The sequence below is a fragment of the Sinomonas sp. T428B genome (assembly GCF_056780155.1).
Genome location: NZ_JBRAZR010000001.1, coordinates 1,709,961 through 1,726,661, shown reverse-complemented (window position 1 = coordinate 1,726,661; position 16,701 = coordinate 1,709,961). Strand labels below are relative to the sequence as shown.

Below are 16,701 nucleotides of genomic sequence, written 5' to 3'. Positions count from 1 at the left end.
ACTGACCCTACCGGATCGGCCCAGCGTCCACGCGTGTGAAGCGGCCCGCGTCGAGGGCCAGCACGCGGTGGGCGATCCGGTGGGCCCAGGGCAGCCCGTGGGTCGTCAGGACGACGGCGGCCCCCGCCTCGGCCGAGGAGGCCACCGCCGCCTCGAGCAGCAGCAGGCCCGGACGGTCGAGCCCGACTGTGGGCTCGTCGAGGAGCAGGACGCGGGGCCGGCGGGCGAGGACCGTCGCGAGCGCGAGCAGGCGCTGCTGAGCCCCGGAGAGCTCGTACGGGTGCGCGTGGGCCGCGTCCCCGAGGCCGACGGCGTCGAGGGCCTCGAGCGCGCGGGACCGGGCGGCGTCGCGGCCGAGCCCGAGCCGGCCGAGGCCGAACTCGACCTCGGCGTGGGCCGTGCGCGCGAAGAGCTGGTCCCGCGGGTCCTGGAACAGGGTGCCGACGTGCTCGGCGACGGCGCCCGCCGGACGGCCGGCGATGTCCCTGCCGGCGATCCTCACGGTGCCGGCCTCGGGGCGCAGGAGCCCGGCGAGGGTCCGCAGGGCCGTCGACTTCCCCGCCCCGTTTGGGCCCGTGAGGGCCACGACCTCCCCCGGAAGGACGGCCAGGGAGGCGCCGTCGAGCACCGGCCGGCCGGCGGGCCGGGCCTCCGCCCCCAGCCTCCGCAGGCGGCGGCCGGGACGTCGGGCCGCGCGGTCTGGGTAGGCACAGCGCACCGTGTCGAGCTCGGCGACGGGACCGCCGGCCGCCGACGGGCGGCGTTTGCCGTGGCGGATGGCCTCGTCGGAGGTGGGCCCGCGGTCCACGGGGTCACCCTCCGCAGGATCCCGGGGCAGGACGCCCGACCCCTCGAAGGTGCGGGAGCCGAGGACCTCGCGGGGCGGCCCCGAGGCGAGCGCCGTCCGATCCCCCAGCACGAGCACGTGCCCGGCCCGCCGCGCGAGCGCCCCCGCGCACGCGCCGAAGACGGCGACGGCGGTGCCCCCCGCCACGGCGCGGTCCACGATCGCGGCGAGGGCGGCGGCCCCGGCGGCGTCGAGGGACGCCTCGGGGTCGTCGAGGAGCAGGACGGCCGGGCGGTCCACGAGGGCGCAGGCGATCGCGAGCCGGCGCTGCTCGCCGCCGGAGAGGTGCTGCGGGCTCCGCCCGAGGAGGCCGGAGAGCCCCACCTCGGCCGCCGCGCCTGCGACGCGCGCAAGCATCTCCAGGCGCGGGGTGCCGCGCTGCTCGAGGGAGAACGCGAGCTCCTCCCCTACGGTCGCCGCCGCCCCCGTGAGCAGGTCGGCCGCGCGCTGGGGGACGTAGGCCACATGCCCTCCCCACGCCCCGAGCCGGAGCCGAGGGTCGTCGGGACCGCCCGTGAAGGACAGCGCGACAGCCGCGCCCGAGGCCCCGGCCTGGGCGTCTCCTGCCGCGAGCTCGAGCGTCCCCTCGAGCCGGCCGTGCCCTCCGGCCACCGCCCACCCGGCGAGGACCTTCGCGAGCGTCGAGGTCCCGCTGCCCGAGGCCCCGAGGACCGCCGTGAGCGTCCCCGGCCGCAGCGCTAGCCCCACCTCGCGCAGCACGGCCGGCCCGCCGTCGTCGTACGCGAAGCGCCGGATGCGGGCCGAGAGCGCGGGCCGCGCCGCGGCACCCGCGCCGGCCGGAGGATGCGCGCTCACCGGGCCGCCCCCGCGAGGGCTGGCACGACGATGGAGGCCAGGATCGCTGCGGCGGCCACGGCGAGGGACCAGCGCAGGGCCCGCTGGCTGCGCGAGTCGGGCTCGGGGAGGTAGGCCGTGCGCGGCCCCGGGAGGGACTGCCCGCGCGCCTCGAGCGCGACCGCTCGCTCCCCCGCCTCGTCCACGAGGGCCAGCACGAGGGGAAGCGCCTGGAGCCGCGCCGCGAGGAGCCGGCCGCCCGGGCTGCGCCGGACCACGAGCCCGCGCGCCTCCTGGGCTTCACGGATGCGGCGGAGCCTGTCCGTGACCGTCGCCGCTAGCCCGAGCGAGGCAGCCAGGACGTAGCCGAGCTGCGGCGGGACGCCGCGCCGGACGAGCGCGGCGCGGAGCAGGCCGACGTCGGCCCACAGCGAGAAGGCGAGCATGACGGCGGCGAGGGCGGCGGTGCGCAGGACGAAGGCCCCCGCGTAGGCCAGCCCCTCGGCGGTCACCCGGGCCGGGCCGAGCTCGGCCAGCACCGTGCGCCCCTCGGGGAAGAACAGGCCGTGGATCGCGAGCGCCCACAGCGCGAAGGGCACGACGACGGCCGCTCCGGCGGCGGCGACCCCCCGGGCGGTGCCGGCCCGCACCGCCGCCGCGACGGCCGCGGCGAGAGCGCCGAGCCACACGGCCCAGTGCGCCCAGGCGAGGCACGCCAGGCACGCGGTGCCGGCGAGGGCGAGCCCGGTCAGCGGGTTCAGGCGGCCGCGGCCTGGGGGCTCCCCCTCGGGCGGGGCCGCCGGGGTGGGGACGTCAGGCAGCGGGCGCCGCCTCGGAGTCGCGGGCCTTGCGCGGGACCGCGAGGACCCGGTGGCGCCGGACGAACTCGAACCGCCGGGTGGCGCGGCGCGGGAGCGCGTACGCGAGCGCGGCGGCCGCCGCGAAGGTCACGAGCTTGTCGACGAGGTCGGAGAGGATCGCGCCCTTGAGGACGGACTCGGCGAGCCCGTCCCCGGCCGCCCGGAAGAGGGCGATGACGGCGCCCGTCGCGCCGGTCGAGGTGCCGCCGTACACGGCCAGCGCCACCGTGGAGCCGATGAAGGCGGCGGCGAATCCGGTCGCGATGGCCGCGAGGGGGAGCCACCAGAGTTGCCGCACGGCTCCCCAGCGGGCAGCGAGCCCGGCCAGGGCGCCGATCACGGCGGCGCCCGCGGCGAACGGGATGAGCGTCGGGTTGAAGAAGGACCACACAATCGTGCTCAGCAGGCCCGTCGCGGCGCCGGCCGCGGGCCCGGCGAGGATGGCCACGAGGACGGTTCCGATCGAGTCGAGGTAGATCGGCACGAGGGCCGTCCCGACGAACTGGCCGAGCACGATGTTGAGCACGAGGGCCACGGGGATGACGGCGAGCGTCGTCGTCGGGAGCGTCGGGAGGATGCCGGCGAAGAGCAGCACGGTCGCGATCCCGTAGCCCGTGAGCGCGACGAGGGTCGCGGACGCCGACGGCGTGTCCACGGGCTCGCCGGGCTGCGTGAGGATGAGGAAGGCGAAGGTTGCGGCGACGGCGAGGGCGCCGAGCACGGTCAGTGCCGTCCTCAGGGGCGAGCGCCGCGGGGCCTCGGCGGTCAGGGGGTGCGACATGGGGCAGGTCCTTGCGGTGGGTGCTGGCGGGGATGGGACGCCTATGTCACCTCGGCGGGCCGGTGCGCTCGCGGCGCGCACGCGCCACAGTCTAGCCGAGCCCGGCCCGTCCGGGCCCAGCCCCGCCGAGCCGCCGCGCAAGGGCACCGACGCCTGTCACCAGCTCGGCGAAGGACTCCTCCGGGTGGTTCTCGCTCACGATCCGGGCATTGGGCGGCTCACCCCAGAGGCCGCGGAAGTCCGCCACGGTCGTGCCGAGCAGCCTCGGTGCCTCGGTCTCGACGTGCACCGTCGCGTCGCGGGTGGCGTAGCGCGCAGTCCCGGCGGCGACGCTCGCGGCGAAGTAGTCGTGGATGTGCGCGATGTAGCCCTGGTCGTAGCGCCGGTGGAACTCGAAGTAGAACCGCAGCATGTCGCTCACGTGCCGCACAAGCGTGTTGGACGCGCGGCTGCGGGTCCCCTCGGGCTGGTCCGGAAGGACGAGCTCGGGGTCGGTGCAGCCGGCGGCCCGGGCGAGGGCGGCGACGTGCTCGGGCTGCATCTCGATCCGCTCGGTCGCCTCGAGCGCGCACACGACCGGGAGCCGCTCGGCCGGCAGGCCGGCGTAGGCGGCGAAGACCTCGGCGGCGGCGTGCGGATCGACGTGCGTGTTCCACTCGGCGGTAGGCGTCGTGTTGCCCTGGTAGTTGTAGGCGCCGCCCATGATGACGACGCCGGCGAGCAGCTCGGGCAGGCGCGGCTCGGCGCGCAGGGCGAGCGCGAGGTTGGTCAGGGGCGCCGTCGCGAGCACCGTGAGCTGGCCCGGGCGAGCCCTCGCGAGCTCGACCCAGAGCCCGACGGCGTCCCGCGGCTCGGGCGCGCGGCGCGGCGGCGGGAGCTCCGCGTGGCCGATGCCCTGCGGGCCGTGGGTCTCGGGGGACGTGACGAGCGGCACGCGCAGGGGCGCCCTCGCGCCGACGGCCACGGGGACGTCTCCGCGGCCGCACAGCTCGAGGACCGCGAGCGTGTTCCGGGCCACCTCGTCCACGCCGACGTTGCCTGGCGTCGCCGTGACCGCGGCGATCTCGACGTGCGGCTGGCTGCAGAGGTAGACGAGCGCCAGTGCGTCGTCGATGCCCGTGTCGCAGTCCACGAGCAGCGACACGGGGGCGCGCGAGGGCTCGTGCGCCACGGGCCGGGAGGCCTCGTTCATCAGGGGCGCGCCGGAGGGGCCGGGCGCCTCGTTCACTGGCTCCATCGTCGAACCGGCTGGGCCCTAGAAGAGCGCGACCTTGGGGATGCGCGGGAAGATGTCGTCGAGCTCCTCGAGGTCCTCGGGGCTCGGCTGCCACGAGGCGGCCTCGGCGTTCTCGCGGATCTGCTCCGGCTTCGTCGCGCCCGCGATGACGCTCGCGACGGAGGGCTGGGCGGCCAGCCACGAGAACGCGACCTGCAGCTCGGTCAGCCCGCGCTCCTCCGCGAACGCCGAGAACCTGTCTAGCTGCTCCCAGTCGGCGTCCTGGACGAGGTTCGTGCGCGTGTGCGTCAGGCGGGACCCCTCGGGCGCCGTCCCGCGGGAGTACTTGCCCGTCAGCAGGCCGTTCGCGAGCGGGAAGTAGGGCAGGACGCCGAGCCCATACGCCTCCGCGGCCTCGGTCACCTCGAGCTCGGCCCGGCGGTCGAGGAGGTTGTAGTGGTTCTGGCTCGAGACGAAGGGGGTCCAGCCGCCGATGCGCGCGGCGAACTCGGCCTCGGCGATCTGCCACCCCGCCCGGTTGGAGTGGCCGATGTAGAGCACCTTGCCCTCGTGGACGAGGTCGTCGAGCGCGGCGAGGGTCTCCTCGATCGGCGTCGACGCATCCGGCGTGTGGTACTGGTACAGGTCGATCCGGTCCGTGCCGAGCCGGCGCAGCGAGCCCTCGACGGCCTGCCGGATGTACCGGCGCGAGCCGCGGGCGCCGAAGTCGCGTCCGTTGGCCCCGTGCATGTCCATGCCGAACTTGGTCGCGATGACGACGTCGTCGCGGCGGCCCGCGAGGGCCTTGCCCAGCATCTCCTCGCTCAGGCCAGGCGTCGCGCCGTAGACGTCGGCGACGTCGAAGAGCGTGATGCCCGCGTCGATCGCGGCGTGGACGACGGCGTCGGTGCCCTCCTGGGTCGCCGTCGGGGTGTTCGCGCGGCCGAGGTTGTTGCAGCCGAGCCCGACGGTCGAGACGGTCAGGCCGGAGTGGCCGAGGCGGCGGTAGTCAGTCATGCTGCCAGACTACTCGCGCCCGGAGTCCCCGGCGGGGAAGGCCGGCGGGGATGGCCAGCGGTGGTGGAGCGGCAGGGCTCAGAGGGAGAAGCCGCGCACGCCCGCCGGGGCGTGCCGGAGCTTGAAGGCCTCGGGGTCGGTGGCAGGAGCGACGGCGATCGAGAGCTTCGTGAAGTCGCTCGTGGCCTCGCGCAGGCACGTCTTGACGGCGGCGACGGCCTTGGCCGCGTCGACGCACGTCGTGAACACGTTGAGCTTCCCGGCGGCGATGCTGCTGCCCTCGACCGTGCCGAGCCCGCGCCACGCGAGGTGGGCGGAGAGGGCCTGGACGGCCTGCCGCTCGAGGTGGCGGTCGCGCTCGGTGCCCTCGGCCGTCTTGAGGGCGAACTGGGCGACGACGCGCCACTGCTCGTCCTCGGCGAGCGGCGCGTAGCCGTCGGCGTCGCACTGGGCCTCGAACGCGGCCAGGAGGGCCTCGGCGGCCTCGGCGTCGACGTCGTCCGTCGACTGCGTCGCCGAGAGGTGGCCGACCTTGCCGTGGTTGACGACGAACTGGCGGGCCTCGTCGTCGTGCCAGGCCTCTCGGAACTCGAGGGTGCCGTCCTCGGCGCGGCGGTAGAGGCGGGCGTAGCTCATGGGTGCTCCTTCCGGCCGCGCGCCATCCAGGCGTCGGCGGCCCCGTCGAACGGGCCCGTGCCCTCGAGCACGGCCCTGTGGAGGCGCGCGCACTCGGCGCGCACCGCGGCCACGAGCGGGCCGGGGTACGCCATCGTGCGGCGGTGCTCGTCGAACTCGTCCTCGTCGTCGACGAAGACCCCGTGGCGCGCCGAGCGGATGACGTCGAGGTCCATGTCGACCATGTGGAACTCGACGACGCCCGGATGCCCCTCGCCCGCGGGCTCGCCGATGCGCTTCCACGCGAGGTCCCACGCTAGGTCCACATAGATGCGGAAGTCCCCCGGGTTCGTCTCGTCGTAGAAGGTCGCGGCGTAGCCGCCGCTGCGCGGGACGAGCAGGACGGCGTCGGAGCGCGTGTGCAGGGCGGCCCCGGGGCGGGAGATGAACTCGCCGCGGCCCTGGTAGATCCACCAGCCGTGCTCGTCCTCGCCGAGGCTGAACCCCGGCACGACCCAGTGCGCCGAGCCGTCCCACTTGCGGTTGCGGGCGACGACGAGCTCGCCCGGGCGGGGCGTCCCCGTGCCGGCCGGCGGCAATGGCGCCCAGGGGGCCTCCGGGGTCAACGGGGCCGCCGGCCCGGGGGCTGCGCCGTCGTGCCTGCCGGCAGTCACAGCTGCGGGAGGCTGCCGGTCGTGGGGGCCGGCTGGCCCGGGAGGGGCCGCGCGAAGGGGACCTTCGTGCCGAGCACCTGGGCCACGATGTCGTGCGCGATCTGGCGCGGCGTGAGGCCCACGCGCTCGAGGACCTGCCCGCGCGTGCCGTGGTCGAGGAACTCCGCCGGGAGCCCGACCTCGTTCAGGGCCGTGTCGACCCCGGCCGCGCGCATCTCCTGGCGGATCCGGGATCCGACGCCGCCCGTGCGCACCCCGTCCTCGAGACACACGACGATCCGGTGCGCGGCCGCGAGCCGGATGACGCTGCGCGGGACGGGCAGGACCCACCGCGGGTCGATCACGGTTGAGCTGATGCCCTGCTGGGCGAGCCGCTGGGAGACGTCGAGGGCGGTCTCGCTCATGGCCCCGACCGAGACGAGCAGGACGTCGGCGCCCTCGACGCCGGCGGCGCCCGCGCCGCCGTCGTTCTCCAGGACGTGCCCGACGCGCGCGAGCACGTCCACGCCGTCGGCGAGCCGCTCGATCGCCTCGGTCTCGGCCCCGACGGTGCCCTTCGAGAAGCGCACGACCGTGGGCGCGTCGTCGACCGCGACGGCCTCTCGCAGCTCCTCGCGCAGCCGCGTCGCGTCGCGCGGGGCGGCGAGGTGCAGGCCTGGGATGCTCTGGACGAGCGCCATGTCCCACTGCCCGTGGTGGCTCGCGCCGTCGGGGCCGGTGACGCCCGCGCGGTCGAGGACGAGGGTCACCCCGGCCTTGTGGAGCGCCACATCCATGAGCAGCTGGTCGTAGGCGCGGTTGAGGAAGGTCGCGTAGACGGCCACGACGGGGTGGAGGCCGCCGAAGGCGAGGCCCGCCGCGGAGGCCACGGCATGCTGCTCGGCGATGCCGACGTCGAAGACGCGGTCCGGGTGCCGGGCGGCGAACTTGTGAAGGCCCACGGGGATGAGCATGGCGCCCGTGATGCCGACGACATCGGGCCGCTCGTCCGCGATCGCGGCGATCTCGTCGGCGAAGACCGACGTCCACGAGGTGCCGCCGCCGGGCTCGGCGGGCTCGCCGGTCTCGGGGTCGATGACGCCGACGGCGTGGAACTGGTCGGCCTCGTGGTTGCGGGCCGGCGCGTAGCCGTGGCCCTTCTCGGTCATGGCGTGGACGATGACGGGCCCGGCGTAGTTCTTCGCCGTCGTGAGCGCCTCCTCGAGGGCGCGCTCGTCATGGCCGTCGACGGGGCCGACGTACTTCAGGCCGAGGTCCTCGAACATGCCCTGCGGGGCCCACCAGTCCTTGATGCCCTTCTTGGTGGCATGGAGGCTCTTGTAGACGAACTGCGCGAAGGGCCCGCCCTCCTTGAGGCGGCGCTTGGCGAGGTCGAGCAGGCTCTCGTAGGCGGGAGCGGTGCGGACCCTGTCGATCGTCGGGCGCAGCGACGCGAGGTGGTCGGCGATGCCGCCGACGGTCGGGGCGTAGGAGCGGCCGTTGTCGTTGACCACGATCACGACGCGCCGGCGCTTGTCCGCCGCGATGTTGTTGATGGCCTCCCAGGCCATGCCGCCGGTGAGCGCGCCGTCGCCGATCACGACGACGGTGTACCGGTCCCCCTCCCCCGTGAGCTGGCGCGCGCGGGAGATGCCGTCCGCCCAGGACAGCGAGGAGGAGGCGTGCGAGGACTCGACGATGTCGTGCTCGCTCTCGGCGCGGGACGGGTAGCCCGAGAGCCCGCCCTCCTTGCGCAGGGAGGAGAAGTCCTTGCGGCCCGTGAGGAGCTTGTGCACGTAGGACTGGTGGCCCGTGTCGAACACGACGCTGTCCCGCGGCGAGTCGAAGACGCGGTGGATGGCGAGGGTCAGCTCGACGACGCCGAGGTTCGGGCCGAGGTGTCCGCCCGTCTGCGCCACGTTTTGGATGAGGAACTCGCGGATCTCGCCCGCGAGCCGCGTGAGGTCCTCGGCGCTGAGGCGGGCGAGGTCCCGCGGACCCTCGACGGACTCCAAGATGCCCAAGGGCGACTCCTTGCTCGAAACGTGCACGAACCACTCTAGCGCCTCGCGGCCACCCACCCCGTGCACGGGAAGGGGCCCCGCCTCACAGGCAGGGCCCCTTCCACGCTCGCGTCAGTTGACTCAGTTCGCCGAGATCTGGCGCAGCACGTACTGCAGGATGCCGCCGTTGCGGTAGTAGTCCGCCTCGCCGGGGGTGTCGATGCGCACGACGGCGTCGAAGGACTTCGCGCTGCCGTCCTCCGCCGTCGCGGTCACCTTCACGGTCTTCGGGGTCGTGCCCTCGTTGAGCGCGGTCACGCCCTGGACGGAGAAGACCTCGTTGCCCGTGAGGCCGAGCGTCGCGGCGGACTCGCCCTGCGGGAACTGGAGCGGCAGGACGCCCATGCCGATGAGGTTAGAGCGGTGGATGCGCTCGTAGCTCTCGGCGATGACGGCCTTGACGCCCAGGAGCGCGGTGCCCTTCGCGGCCCAGTCGCGGGACGAGCCGGAGCCGTACTCCTTGCCCGCGAGGACCACGAGCGGGATGCCGGCGGCCTGGTAGTTCACCGCGGCGTCGTAGACGTAGGCCTGCGGGGCGCCGTCCTGCGTGAAGTCCTTCGTGAACCCGCCCTCGACGCCGTGGAGCAGCTGGTTCTTGATCCGGATGTTCGCGAACGTGCCGCGGATCATGACCTCGTGGTTGCCACGGCGCGAGCCGTAGGAGTTGAAGTCCTTGCGCTCGACGCCGTTGGCCAGCAGGTACTGGCCTGCCGGGGTGTCGGACTTGAAGGAGCCAGCCGGCGAGATGTGGTCGGTCGTGACCGAGTCGCCGAGCTTGAGGAGCACGCGCGCGCCCTCGATGTCGGTGACGGGGTCCGGCTGCGCCTTCATGCCCTCGAAGTACGGGGGCTTGCGGACGTAGGTGGACTTGTCGTCCCACTCGAACGTGTCGCCGGTCGGCGTCGGGAGCGACTGCCAGCGGTCGTCGCCGTCGAAGATCGTCGCGTACGACTTCGTGAACATCTCCTGGTCGATGGAGGCGTCCATGACCTGCTGGACCTCGGCGGGGTTCGGCCAGATGTCCTTGAGGAACACGTCGTTGCCGTCCTCGTCCTGGCCCAGCGGGTCGGCGTCGAAGTCGAAGTCCATCGTGCCGGCGAGGGCGTAGGCGATGACGAGCGGCGGGGACGCGAGGTAGTTCATCTTCACGTCCGGATTGATGCGGCCCTCGAAGTTGCGGTTGCCCGAGAGGACGGCGGTGACCGAGAGGTCGTTGGCCTGGACGGCCTCGGAGATCTCCGACTCAAGCGGGCCCGAGTTGCCGATGCAGGTCGCGCAGCCGTAGCCGACCGTGAAGAAGCCGAGCTTCTCGAGGTACGGGATGAGGCCGGACTTCTCGTAGTAGTCGGTGACGACCTTCGAGCCCGGGGCCACGGAGGTCTTGACCCACGGCTTGGACGTGAGGCCCTTGTTCACGGCGTTGCGGGCCAGGACTGCCGCGGCGAGCATGACCGACGGGTTCGACGTGTTGGTGCAGGACGTGATCGAGGCGATGGTCACGGCGCCGTGGTCGAGCTCGAACTGGCGGCCGTCCTCCATCGCGACGTGGACGGGCTGCGACGGGCGGCCGAAGGAGCCGGACGCGGCGGACTCGACCGGGTTGGCCAGGCGCGCCGTCTCGTGGACGTGGCTGTCGGCCTCGGTCGTCGTCGGGGAGTCGGAGGCCGGGAAGGACTCGGCGATCGTCTCGTCGACGCTGCCGTCCTCGATCGAGATGTAGTTGTGCAGGTCCTTGCGGAACTGCTCCTTCGCGTCGGTGAGCTCGATGCGGTCCTGCGGGCGCTTCGGGCCGGAGATCGAGGGGACGACGGTCGAGAGGTCGAGCTCGAGGTACTCCGAGAAGCGCAGCTCGCGGGAGGCGTCGTGCCAGAGGCCCTGCTCCTTGCAGTAGGCCTCGACGAGGGCGAGGTTCTCCTCGGAGCGGCCCGTGAGGCGCAGGTAGTCGAGGGTCACGTCGTCGATCGGGAACATCGCCGCCGTAGAGCCGAACTCGGGGCTCATGTTGCCGATCGTGGCGCGGTTCGCGAGCGGCACGGCCGCGACGCCCTCGCCGTAGAACTCGACGAACTTGCCCACGACGCCGTGCTTGCGCAGCATCTCCGTGATCGTGAGGACGACGTCGGTCGCGGTCGCCCCGGCGGGGATGTTGCCGGAGAGCTTGAAGCCGACGACGCGCGGGATGAGCATCGAGACGGGCTGGCCGAGCATGGCCGCCTCGGCCTCGATGCCGCCGACGCCCCAGCCGAGCACGCCGAGGCCGTTGACCATCGTCGTGTGCGAGTCGGTGCCGACGCACGTGTCGGGGTAGGCGCGCAGCTTGCCGTCCACCTCGCGGGTCATGATCGTGCGCGCGAGGTACTCGATGTTGACCTGGTGCACGATGCCCATGCCCGGGGGGACGACCTTGAAGTCGTCGAACGCCGTCTGGCCCCAGCGCAGGAACTGGTACCGCTCCCCGTTGCGCTGGTACTCGATCTCCATGTTCCGCTCGATCGCGGACGCGTTGCCGAAGACGTCGATCTGGACCGAGTGGTCGATGACCATCTCCGCCGGCGCGAGCGGGTTGACGCGCTTCGGGTCTCCGCCGAGCTCCTTGACGGCCTCTCGCATCGTCGCGAGGTCGACAACGCAGGGCACGCCGGTGAAGTCCTGCATGATGACGCGGGCGGGGGTGAACTGGATCTCGGTGTTCGGCTGGGCGTTCGGGTCCCAGCCAGCGAGTGCGCGGATGTGGTCCGCCGTGATGTTCGCACCGTCCTCGGTGCGGAGCAGGTTCTCCAGGAGGACCTTGAGGCTGAAGGGGAGGCTCTCGTGGCCTTCCACAGAGTTCAGCCGGAAAATTTCATACTCGGTTCCGCCGACGTTCAGGACGCCTTTGGCTCCGAAGCTGTCCACAGTGCTCAATGCAGGACTCCTCTCGCAACACAGCCATCTTTGTCCCGGTACCATGGCGGTGCTAGTTAGGCACGCCTAACTCGGGTCAGTGCGTCCTCGAGGGGGGACGCGTGGCTTCGCCGCCCATCCTAGTTCTCGGCGACGGGCAGCAGGAGGGGGTGTAGCCAGGCTCACGCGCCGGGCAGCAGCAGTCCTACTACTTCCACGTGGTGCGTCTGAGGGTACAGGTCGAACGCCCGGAGGCTCTCGAGCCGCCAGCCCGCGTCGCGGAACCAGCCGACGTCGCGCGCGAACGATGCCGGATCGCACGCGACGTACGCGATCGCGCGGGGCGCCGCCGCGACGAGCTGCCGCACGACCTCCTTGCCGGCACCCGCCCGCGGCGGGTCGAGGACGACGGCGTCGAACGCGCCGCGGCGGCCGTGCTCGCGCAGCACCCGCTCGACCCGGCCCTGGACGACGGCGACCTCCTCGCGGCGCTTGAACGTCCGGCGCGCGTCGCGGCTCGTCCCGGGCGCGCCCTCGACCGACAGGACGTGCCCCGAGGGCCCGACCGCCTCCGCGAGCGGGGCCGTGAAGAGCCCGGCGCCGGCGTACAGGTCCGCCACTTGGGCGCCCGGGGCGAGGGCGCCGTCGAGCGCCTCGAGCACGGCGCCGACGAGGGTCTCGGGCGCGCGGCGGTGGATCTGCCAGAAGCCGTCGCCCGTGACGGTGTAGCGGTGGCCGAGCACGTTCTCCGCGACCCAGCCGCGCCCCCGGACGATCAGCGGCGTGCGGCTCCCCGCGCCCAGCGCGCTCGCCGAGACCGCGGGGTCGAGGCCCGCGAGGGCCTGCCGGAGCCTGCCAGGCGTCACCCCGTCGGCGAGCGTGAAGACGATGAGCGGCAGCGTGCCCGAGGCGGGCGCGGCCACGTCGACCCGCTCGACCCCGCTCAGGTCCAGCTCCCACAGGCGCAGCGCATTGATCTCGTCCGTCGCGAGCGGCATGGCCTGGACCGCGATGAGCGCCTCGGACCGGTGGGCGTGCATCGCGAGCCGCCCCTCGGGGGTGACCGCGAAGCTGCAGCGGGTCCGCCAGCCCAGCCCGCCGCGGTCGTCCGCTGCGGGCGTGCCGGCATCCTCCGGCGCGCGCAGCGGCACCGCCTCCGTCTCGACGTCCCACGCGAGGCCAGCGAGGCGCTCGAGCTGCTCGCGCACGACGGCGGACTTGAGCCGGCGCTGCTCGGCCAGGGCGATGTGGCCGAACTCGGCCCCGCCCACGGGCAGCCGGCCCTCGGCGTAGGCGCGCGGCGAGTCGGCGAGGTCCCACACGTGCTCGCGGCGGTGCGGCGAGGGCTCGAGGACGTCGACGACGTCGGCGCGCCAGAACTTCCCCGCGGGCTCGGCCTCGGTCAGGGACGCGCGGACGAACTCGCCGGGCAGGCCGTGGCGGACGAACAGGACGCGGCCCTCGTGCCGTGCCACGACGTGGCCGCCGTGGGCCACGGGGCCCAGCCGGAGCTCGAGGACGCGGTCCTGCAACGGTGTTTCTTCGGCGCTCACAGCTCCTGCAGCCTCCTGGCTTCCTCCGACGACTTCAGCTGCCACGGCACGCTCGCGACCATGACCCCGGGCTCGAAGTGGAGCCGGGTCTTGATCCGCAGGGCCGTCTGGTTGTGCACGAGCTGCTCCCACCACTTGCCCACGACGTACTCGGGGATGTAGACGACGATGAGGTCCCGCGGCGACTCGCGCCGCATCCCGCGGATGTAGTCCATGAGCGGTGTGATCGTCTCGCGGAAGGGGCTCGCGAGGACCGTCAGCGGGACGGGGATCTCGAGCTTCTCCCAGTCAGCGACCGTCTGGGCGGTCTCCTCGGGGCTGATGTCCACCGTCACGGCGTCGAGCGTCGAGGGCCGCGACGCCCGCGCATACGCGAGGGCCCGCAGGACGGGCTTGCGCACGTGCGAGACGAGCAGGACGGCGTGGACCCGGCTCGGCAGGGCGCGCGCGGAGACGTCGTCGCCCACCGCGAGCTCCCGCGCGACGTTCTCGTAGTGCGCGTGGATGCTCCACATGATGAGGAACAGCACGACCATGGACAGGATCGCGATCCAGGCCCCGTGCTCGAACTTGGTCACGAGCACGATCACGAGGACAAGGCCGGTGAGCCCGAACGCGATCCCATTGACGGCGCGGGAGCGCATGATCCGCACGCGCGCCCGCCGGTCCCGCTGCCGCCGCAGCTCGCGGCCCCAGTGCCGCACCATGCCGAGCTGGCTCGCCGTGAACGAGACGAAGACGCCCACGATGTACAGCTGGATGAGCCTCGTCACGTCCGCGTTGAACGCGACGATGAGCAGGGCCGCCCCGGCCGCGAGGGCGAGGACGCCGTTGCTGAACGCGAGCCGGTCGCCGCGCGTGCGCAGCTGCCGCGGGAGGTAGCCCTCCTGGGCGAGGATCGAGGCCAGGACGGGGAAGCCCGTGAAGGCCGTGTTGGAGGCGAAGACGAGGATCGCGACCGTGGCCGCGACAACGACATAGAAGAGGGCGTGGCCCGGCCCGAAGACGGCCTCGGCGATCTGCCCGATGGCGGGCATCTGGATGTAGTCCGCAGGGAGGGGCCGGCCGTCCAGGAGGAACTCCCGGCCGGGGTCCTGCACGATGTGCACCCGGGCGGCGTTGGCCAGGAAGATGACGCCGCCGAGCATCGCGGCGGCCAGGGCCCCGACGAGCAGAAGCGTCACGGCCGCGTTGCCGCTCTTGGGCGGGCGGAAGCTCGGGACGTTGTTGCTGATCGCCTCGACGCCCGTCACGGCCACGGCGCCCGAGGAGAACGCGCGCAGCAGCAGGAACGCGCCCGCGACGCCGACGAGGCCCTGCTCGAACTCCGGCACGGGCACGATGTCGAAGGCCGCGCTCTCCGCCGGGCGCAGCGTCCCCGTGAGCCACTGCACGAGGCCCACGGCGGTCATGCCGAGGATCGCCGCGACGAAGATGTAGGCGGGCAGCGCGAAGAGCGCGCCGATGCCGGTGATCCCGCGCAGGTTGGCCAGCGCGAGGAGGGCGACGCCGACGACGGCGATGAGCGCCTGGCGCCCGTGCAGGGAGGGGACGGCGGCGGTGAGGTAGGTCGCGGCCGAGGAGATCGACACCGCGACCGTCATGACGTAGTCGACGAGGAGGGCGCTCGCGACGGTGAGGCCGGCAGTGCGCCCGAGGTTGACCGTCGTCGTCTCGTAGTCCCCGCCGCCCGAGGGGTACGCGCGGACGTTCTCGCGGTAGGCGGCGACGACGACGAGGAGCACGACGATGACGGCGAGGCCGACCCACGGCGAGAGCGCGACGGCGGCGACACCGGCGAGGGCCAGGGTGAGGAGGATCTCGTCAGAGGCGTACGCGACCGAGGAGAGCGCGTCGGAGGCGAAGACGGGGAGCGCGACGCGCTTGGGCAGGAGTGTCTGCCCCAGGCGGTCATTTCGCAGTGCCCTCCCCACGAAGACACGCTTGACCGAGTTCAGAAGCGTCAGCACTCTGACACGTTATGCGCAAAGGAGCGCCCGTGTCATGGCGGGGTAGATTTGGGGACATGGCGCACTACGTGATCATGGGCTGCGGCCGTGTCGGGGTGACGCTGGCCCACACCCTCGAGGACTCGGGCCACTCGGTCGCCGTCATCGACCAGGACGACCGCGCCTTCCGCCGGCTCCGCCGCAGCTTCGCTGGCCGCAAGGTCACGGGCATCGGCTTCGACCGCGACACCATGAAGCAGGCCGGCATCGAGGAGGCCTACGCGTTCGCCGCCGTCTCGAGCGGGGACAACTCCAACATCCTCGCCACCCGCGTGGCGCGCGAGACCTTCCACGTCCCGCACGTCGTCGCGCGCATCTACGATCCCGGCCGCGCGGAGATCTACCAGCGCCTCGGGATCCCCACCGTCGCGGCCGTGCGCTGGAGCGCCGATCAGGTGCTGCGCCGCATCCTCCCCGAGTCGGGCGTCGCCGGGGACTTCCGCGAGCCCTCGGGCCGGCTCGTGCTGACCGAGGTCAACCTCGACCCCGGGTGGTTCGGGCACCCGCTCTCGGCGATCGAGAAGTCCGCCCGCGTCCGGGTGGCCTACCTCACGCGCTTCGGCGAGGGCCTGCTGCCCACCGCGTCGACGAGCTACCAGGAGGGCGACACGGTGCACGTCATGATGGACCTCGCCGACGCCGCCGAGGTCACCCGCGCCCTGTCCGCGCCGCCCGCGAAGGAGTCCGAGTGAAGGTCATCATCGCCGGGGCCGGGAGCGTCGGCAGCTCGATCGCACGCGAGCTCCTCGCGCACGGACACGACGTCCTGCTCATCGACCCGAAGCCCGAGGTGATCGGGCGCAGCGGGCTGCGCGGGGCCAAGTGGCTCATCGGCGACGCGTGCGAGCTGAGCACCCTCAAGGAGGCCCAGATCGCCGAGGCCGATGTCGTCGTCTCGGCGAGCGGCGACGACAAGGTCAACCTCGTCGTCTCGCTCCTGGCCAAGACCGAGTTCGGGGTCGGCCGCACGGTCGGCCGCGTCAACAACCCGAAGAACGACTGGATGTTCGACGGCTCGTGGGGCGTCGACGTCGCGGTCAACACGCCGCGGCTCATGACGGCGCTCGTCGAGGAGGCGGTCGAGATCGGCGACGTCGTGCGCCTCCTGACGCTGCGGACGGGCGAGGCCTCGCTCGTGGAGTTCACGGTCCCCGCGGACTCGGCGATCATCGGACGCACCGTTGGCGAGGTCGAGTGGCCTGCCGACTGCACGCTCGTGGCGATCCTGCGCGACCAGGCGCCGATCTCGCCGAGCCGGGACGACGTCGTCGACCACCGCGACGAGCTCTTCTTCCTCACGACGCTCGAGGCCGAGGACGCCCTGCGGCGCCTCCTCGCACCGCGGACGACGCCGGCCCCGGCCGAGGAGCGCGAGCCCGAGGACGAGGACGACGCCTTCGACGGCTGAC

13 protein-coding genes are annotated in these 16,701 nt (G+C 73.3%); 2 read left to right on the top strand and 11 right to left on the bottom strand.

The annotated features are described in order from the left end of the window. Nucleotides 1-7: 7 nt before the first annotated feature. The 11 genes from ACUYMY_RS07925 to ACUYMY_RS07875 form a co-directional block, all read right to left on the bottom strand. Nucleotides 8-1,663, bottom strand: coding sequence for an ABC transporter ATP-binding protein (locus ACUYMY_RS07925; RefSeq protein WP_481703050.1), 1,656 nt, complete (start codon nucleotides 1,661-1,663; stop codon nucleotides 8-10). Further along, the gene (locus tag ACUYMY_RS07920) at nucleotides 1,660-2,361 is read right to left on the bottom strand and encodes an energy-coupling factor transporter transmembrane component T (RefSeq protein ID WP_481705002.1); all 702 of its coding nucleotides are present in this window, start codon (nucleotides 2,359-2,361) and stop codon (nucleotides 1,660-1,662) included. The genes ACUYMY_RS07925 and ACUYMY_RS07920 overlap by 4 nt, the downstream gene beginning before the upstream one ends. Before the next feature lie 94 nt (nucleotides 2,362-2,455). Next, nucleotides 2,456-3,283: an ECF transporter S component gene (locus ACUYMY_RS07915; RefSeq protein WP_481703049.1), complete on the bottom strand. Its 828-nt coding sequence runs from the start codon at nucleotides 3,281-3,283 to the stop codon at nucleotides 2,456-2,458. Nucleotides 3,284-3,374: 91 nt separating this feature from the next. Then, entirely contained in the window at nucleotides 3,375-4,475 is a 1,101-nt protein-coding gene (locus ACUYMY_RS07910) for a nucleoside hydrolase (RefSeq protein WP_481705001.1), read from the bottom strand. Nucleotides 4,476-4,538: 63 nt separating this feature from the next. After that, nucleotides 4,539-5,516, bottom strand: a complete 978-nt coding sequence (locus tag ACUYMY_RS07905; protein ID WP_481703048.1) for an aldo/keto reductase — start codon at nucleotides 5,514-5,516, stop codon at nucleotides 4,539-4,541. 78 nt (nucleotides 5,517-5,594) lie between these two features. Further along, nucleotides 5,595-6,152 carry a hypothetical protein gene (locus ACUYMY_RS07900; RefSeq protein WP_481703047.1) on the bottom strand — a complete coding sequence of 186 codons (558 nt, stop codon included), beginning with the start codon at nucleotides 6,150-6,152 and terminating at the stop codon, nucleotides 5,595-5,597. Continuing rightward, nucleotides 6,149-6,730, bottom strand: a complete 582-nt coding sequence (locus tag ACUYMY_RS07895) for a DUF402 domain-containing protein (RefSeq protein ID WP_481705000.1) — start codon at nucleotides 6,728-6,730, stop codon at nucleotides 6,149-6,151. Before ACUYMY_RS07895 ends, ACUYMY_RS07900 begins: the two co-directional genes overlap by 4 nt. Before the next feature lie 71 nt (nucleotides 6,731-6,801). Then, entirely contained in the window at nucleotides 6,802-8,808 is a 2,007-nt protein-coding gene (dxs, locus tag ACUYMY_RS07890) for a 1-deoxy-D-xylulose-5-phosphate synthase (protein WP_481703046.1), read from the bottom strand. A 120-nt stretch (nucleotides 8,809-8,928) separates the two neighbouring features. Further along, nucleotides 8,929-11,751: an aconitate hydratase gene (locus ACUYMY_RS07885; RefSeq protein ID WP_481703045.1), complete on the bottom strand. Its 2,823-nt coding sequence runs from the start codon at nucleotides 11,749-11,751 to the stop codon at nucleotides 8,929-8,931. Between the two features lie 161 nt (nucleotides 11,752-11,912). Continuing rightward, a complete protein-coding gene (locus ACUYMY_RS07880; RefSeq protein WP_481703044.1) occupies nucleotides 11,913-13,283 on the bottom strand; it encodes a class I SAM-dependent RNA methyltransferase in 1,371 nt (456 codons plus the stop codon). Beyond that, entirely contained in the window at nucleotides 13,280-15,253 is a 1,974-nt protein-coding gene (locus ACUYMY_RS07875; protein ID WP_481703043.1) for an APC family permease, read from the bottom strand. The genes ACUYMY_RS07880 and ACUYMY_RS07875 overlap by 4 nt, the downstream gene beginning before the upstream one ends. Nucleotides 15,254-15,309: 56 nt before the next feature. Here ACUYMY_RS07875 and ACUYMY_RS07870 point away from each other — a divergent pair, with 56 nt between their 5' ends. Then, a complete protein-coding gene (locus ACUYMY_RS07870) occupies nucleotides 15,310-15,984 on the top strand; it encodes a potassium channel family protein (protein WP_481703042.1) in 675 nt (224 codons plus the stop codon). Then, nucleotides 15,981-16,700, top strand: a complete 720-nt coding sequence (locus ACUYMY_RS07865; RefSeq protein ID WP_481703041.1) for a potassium channel family protein — start codon at nucleotides 15,981-15,983, stop codon at nucleotides 16,698-16,700. The genes ACUYMY_RS07870 and ACUYMY_RS07865 overlap by 4 nt, the downstream gene beginning before the upstream one ends. Nucleotide 16,701 lies beyond the last annotated feature (1 nt).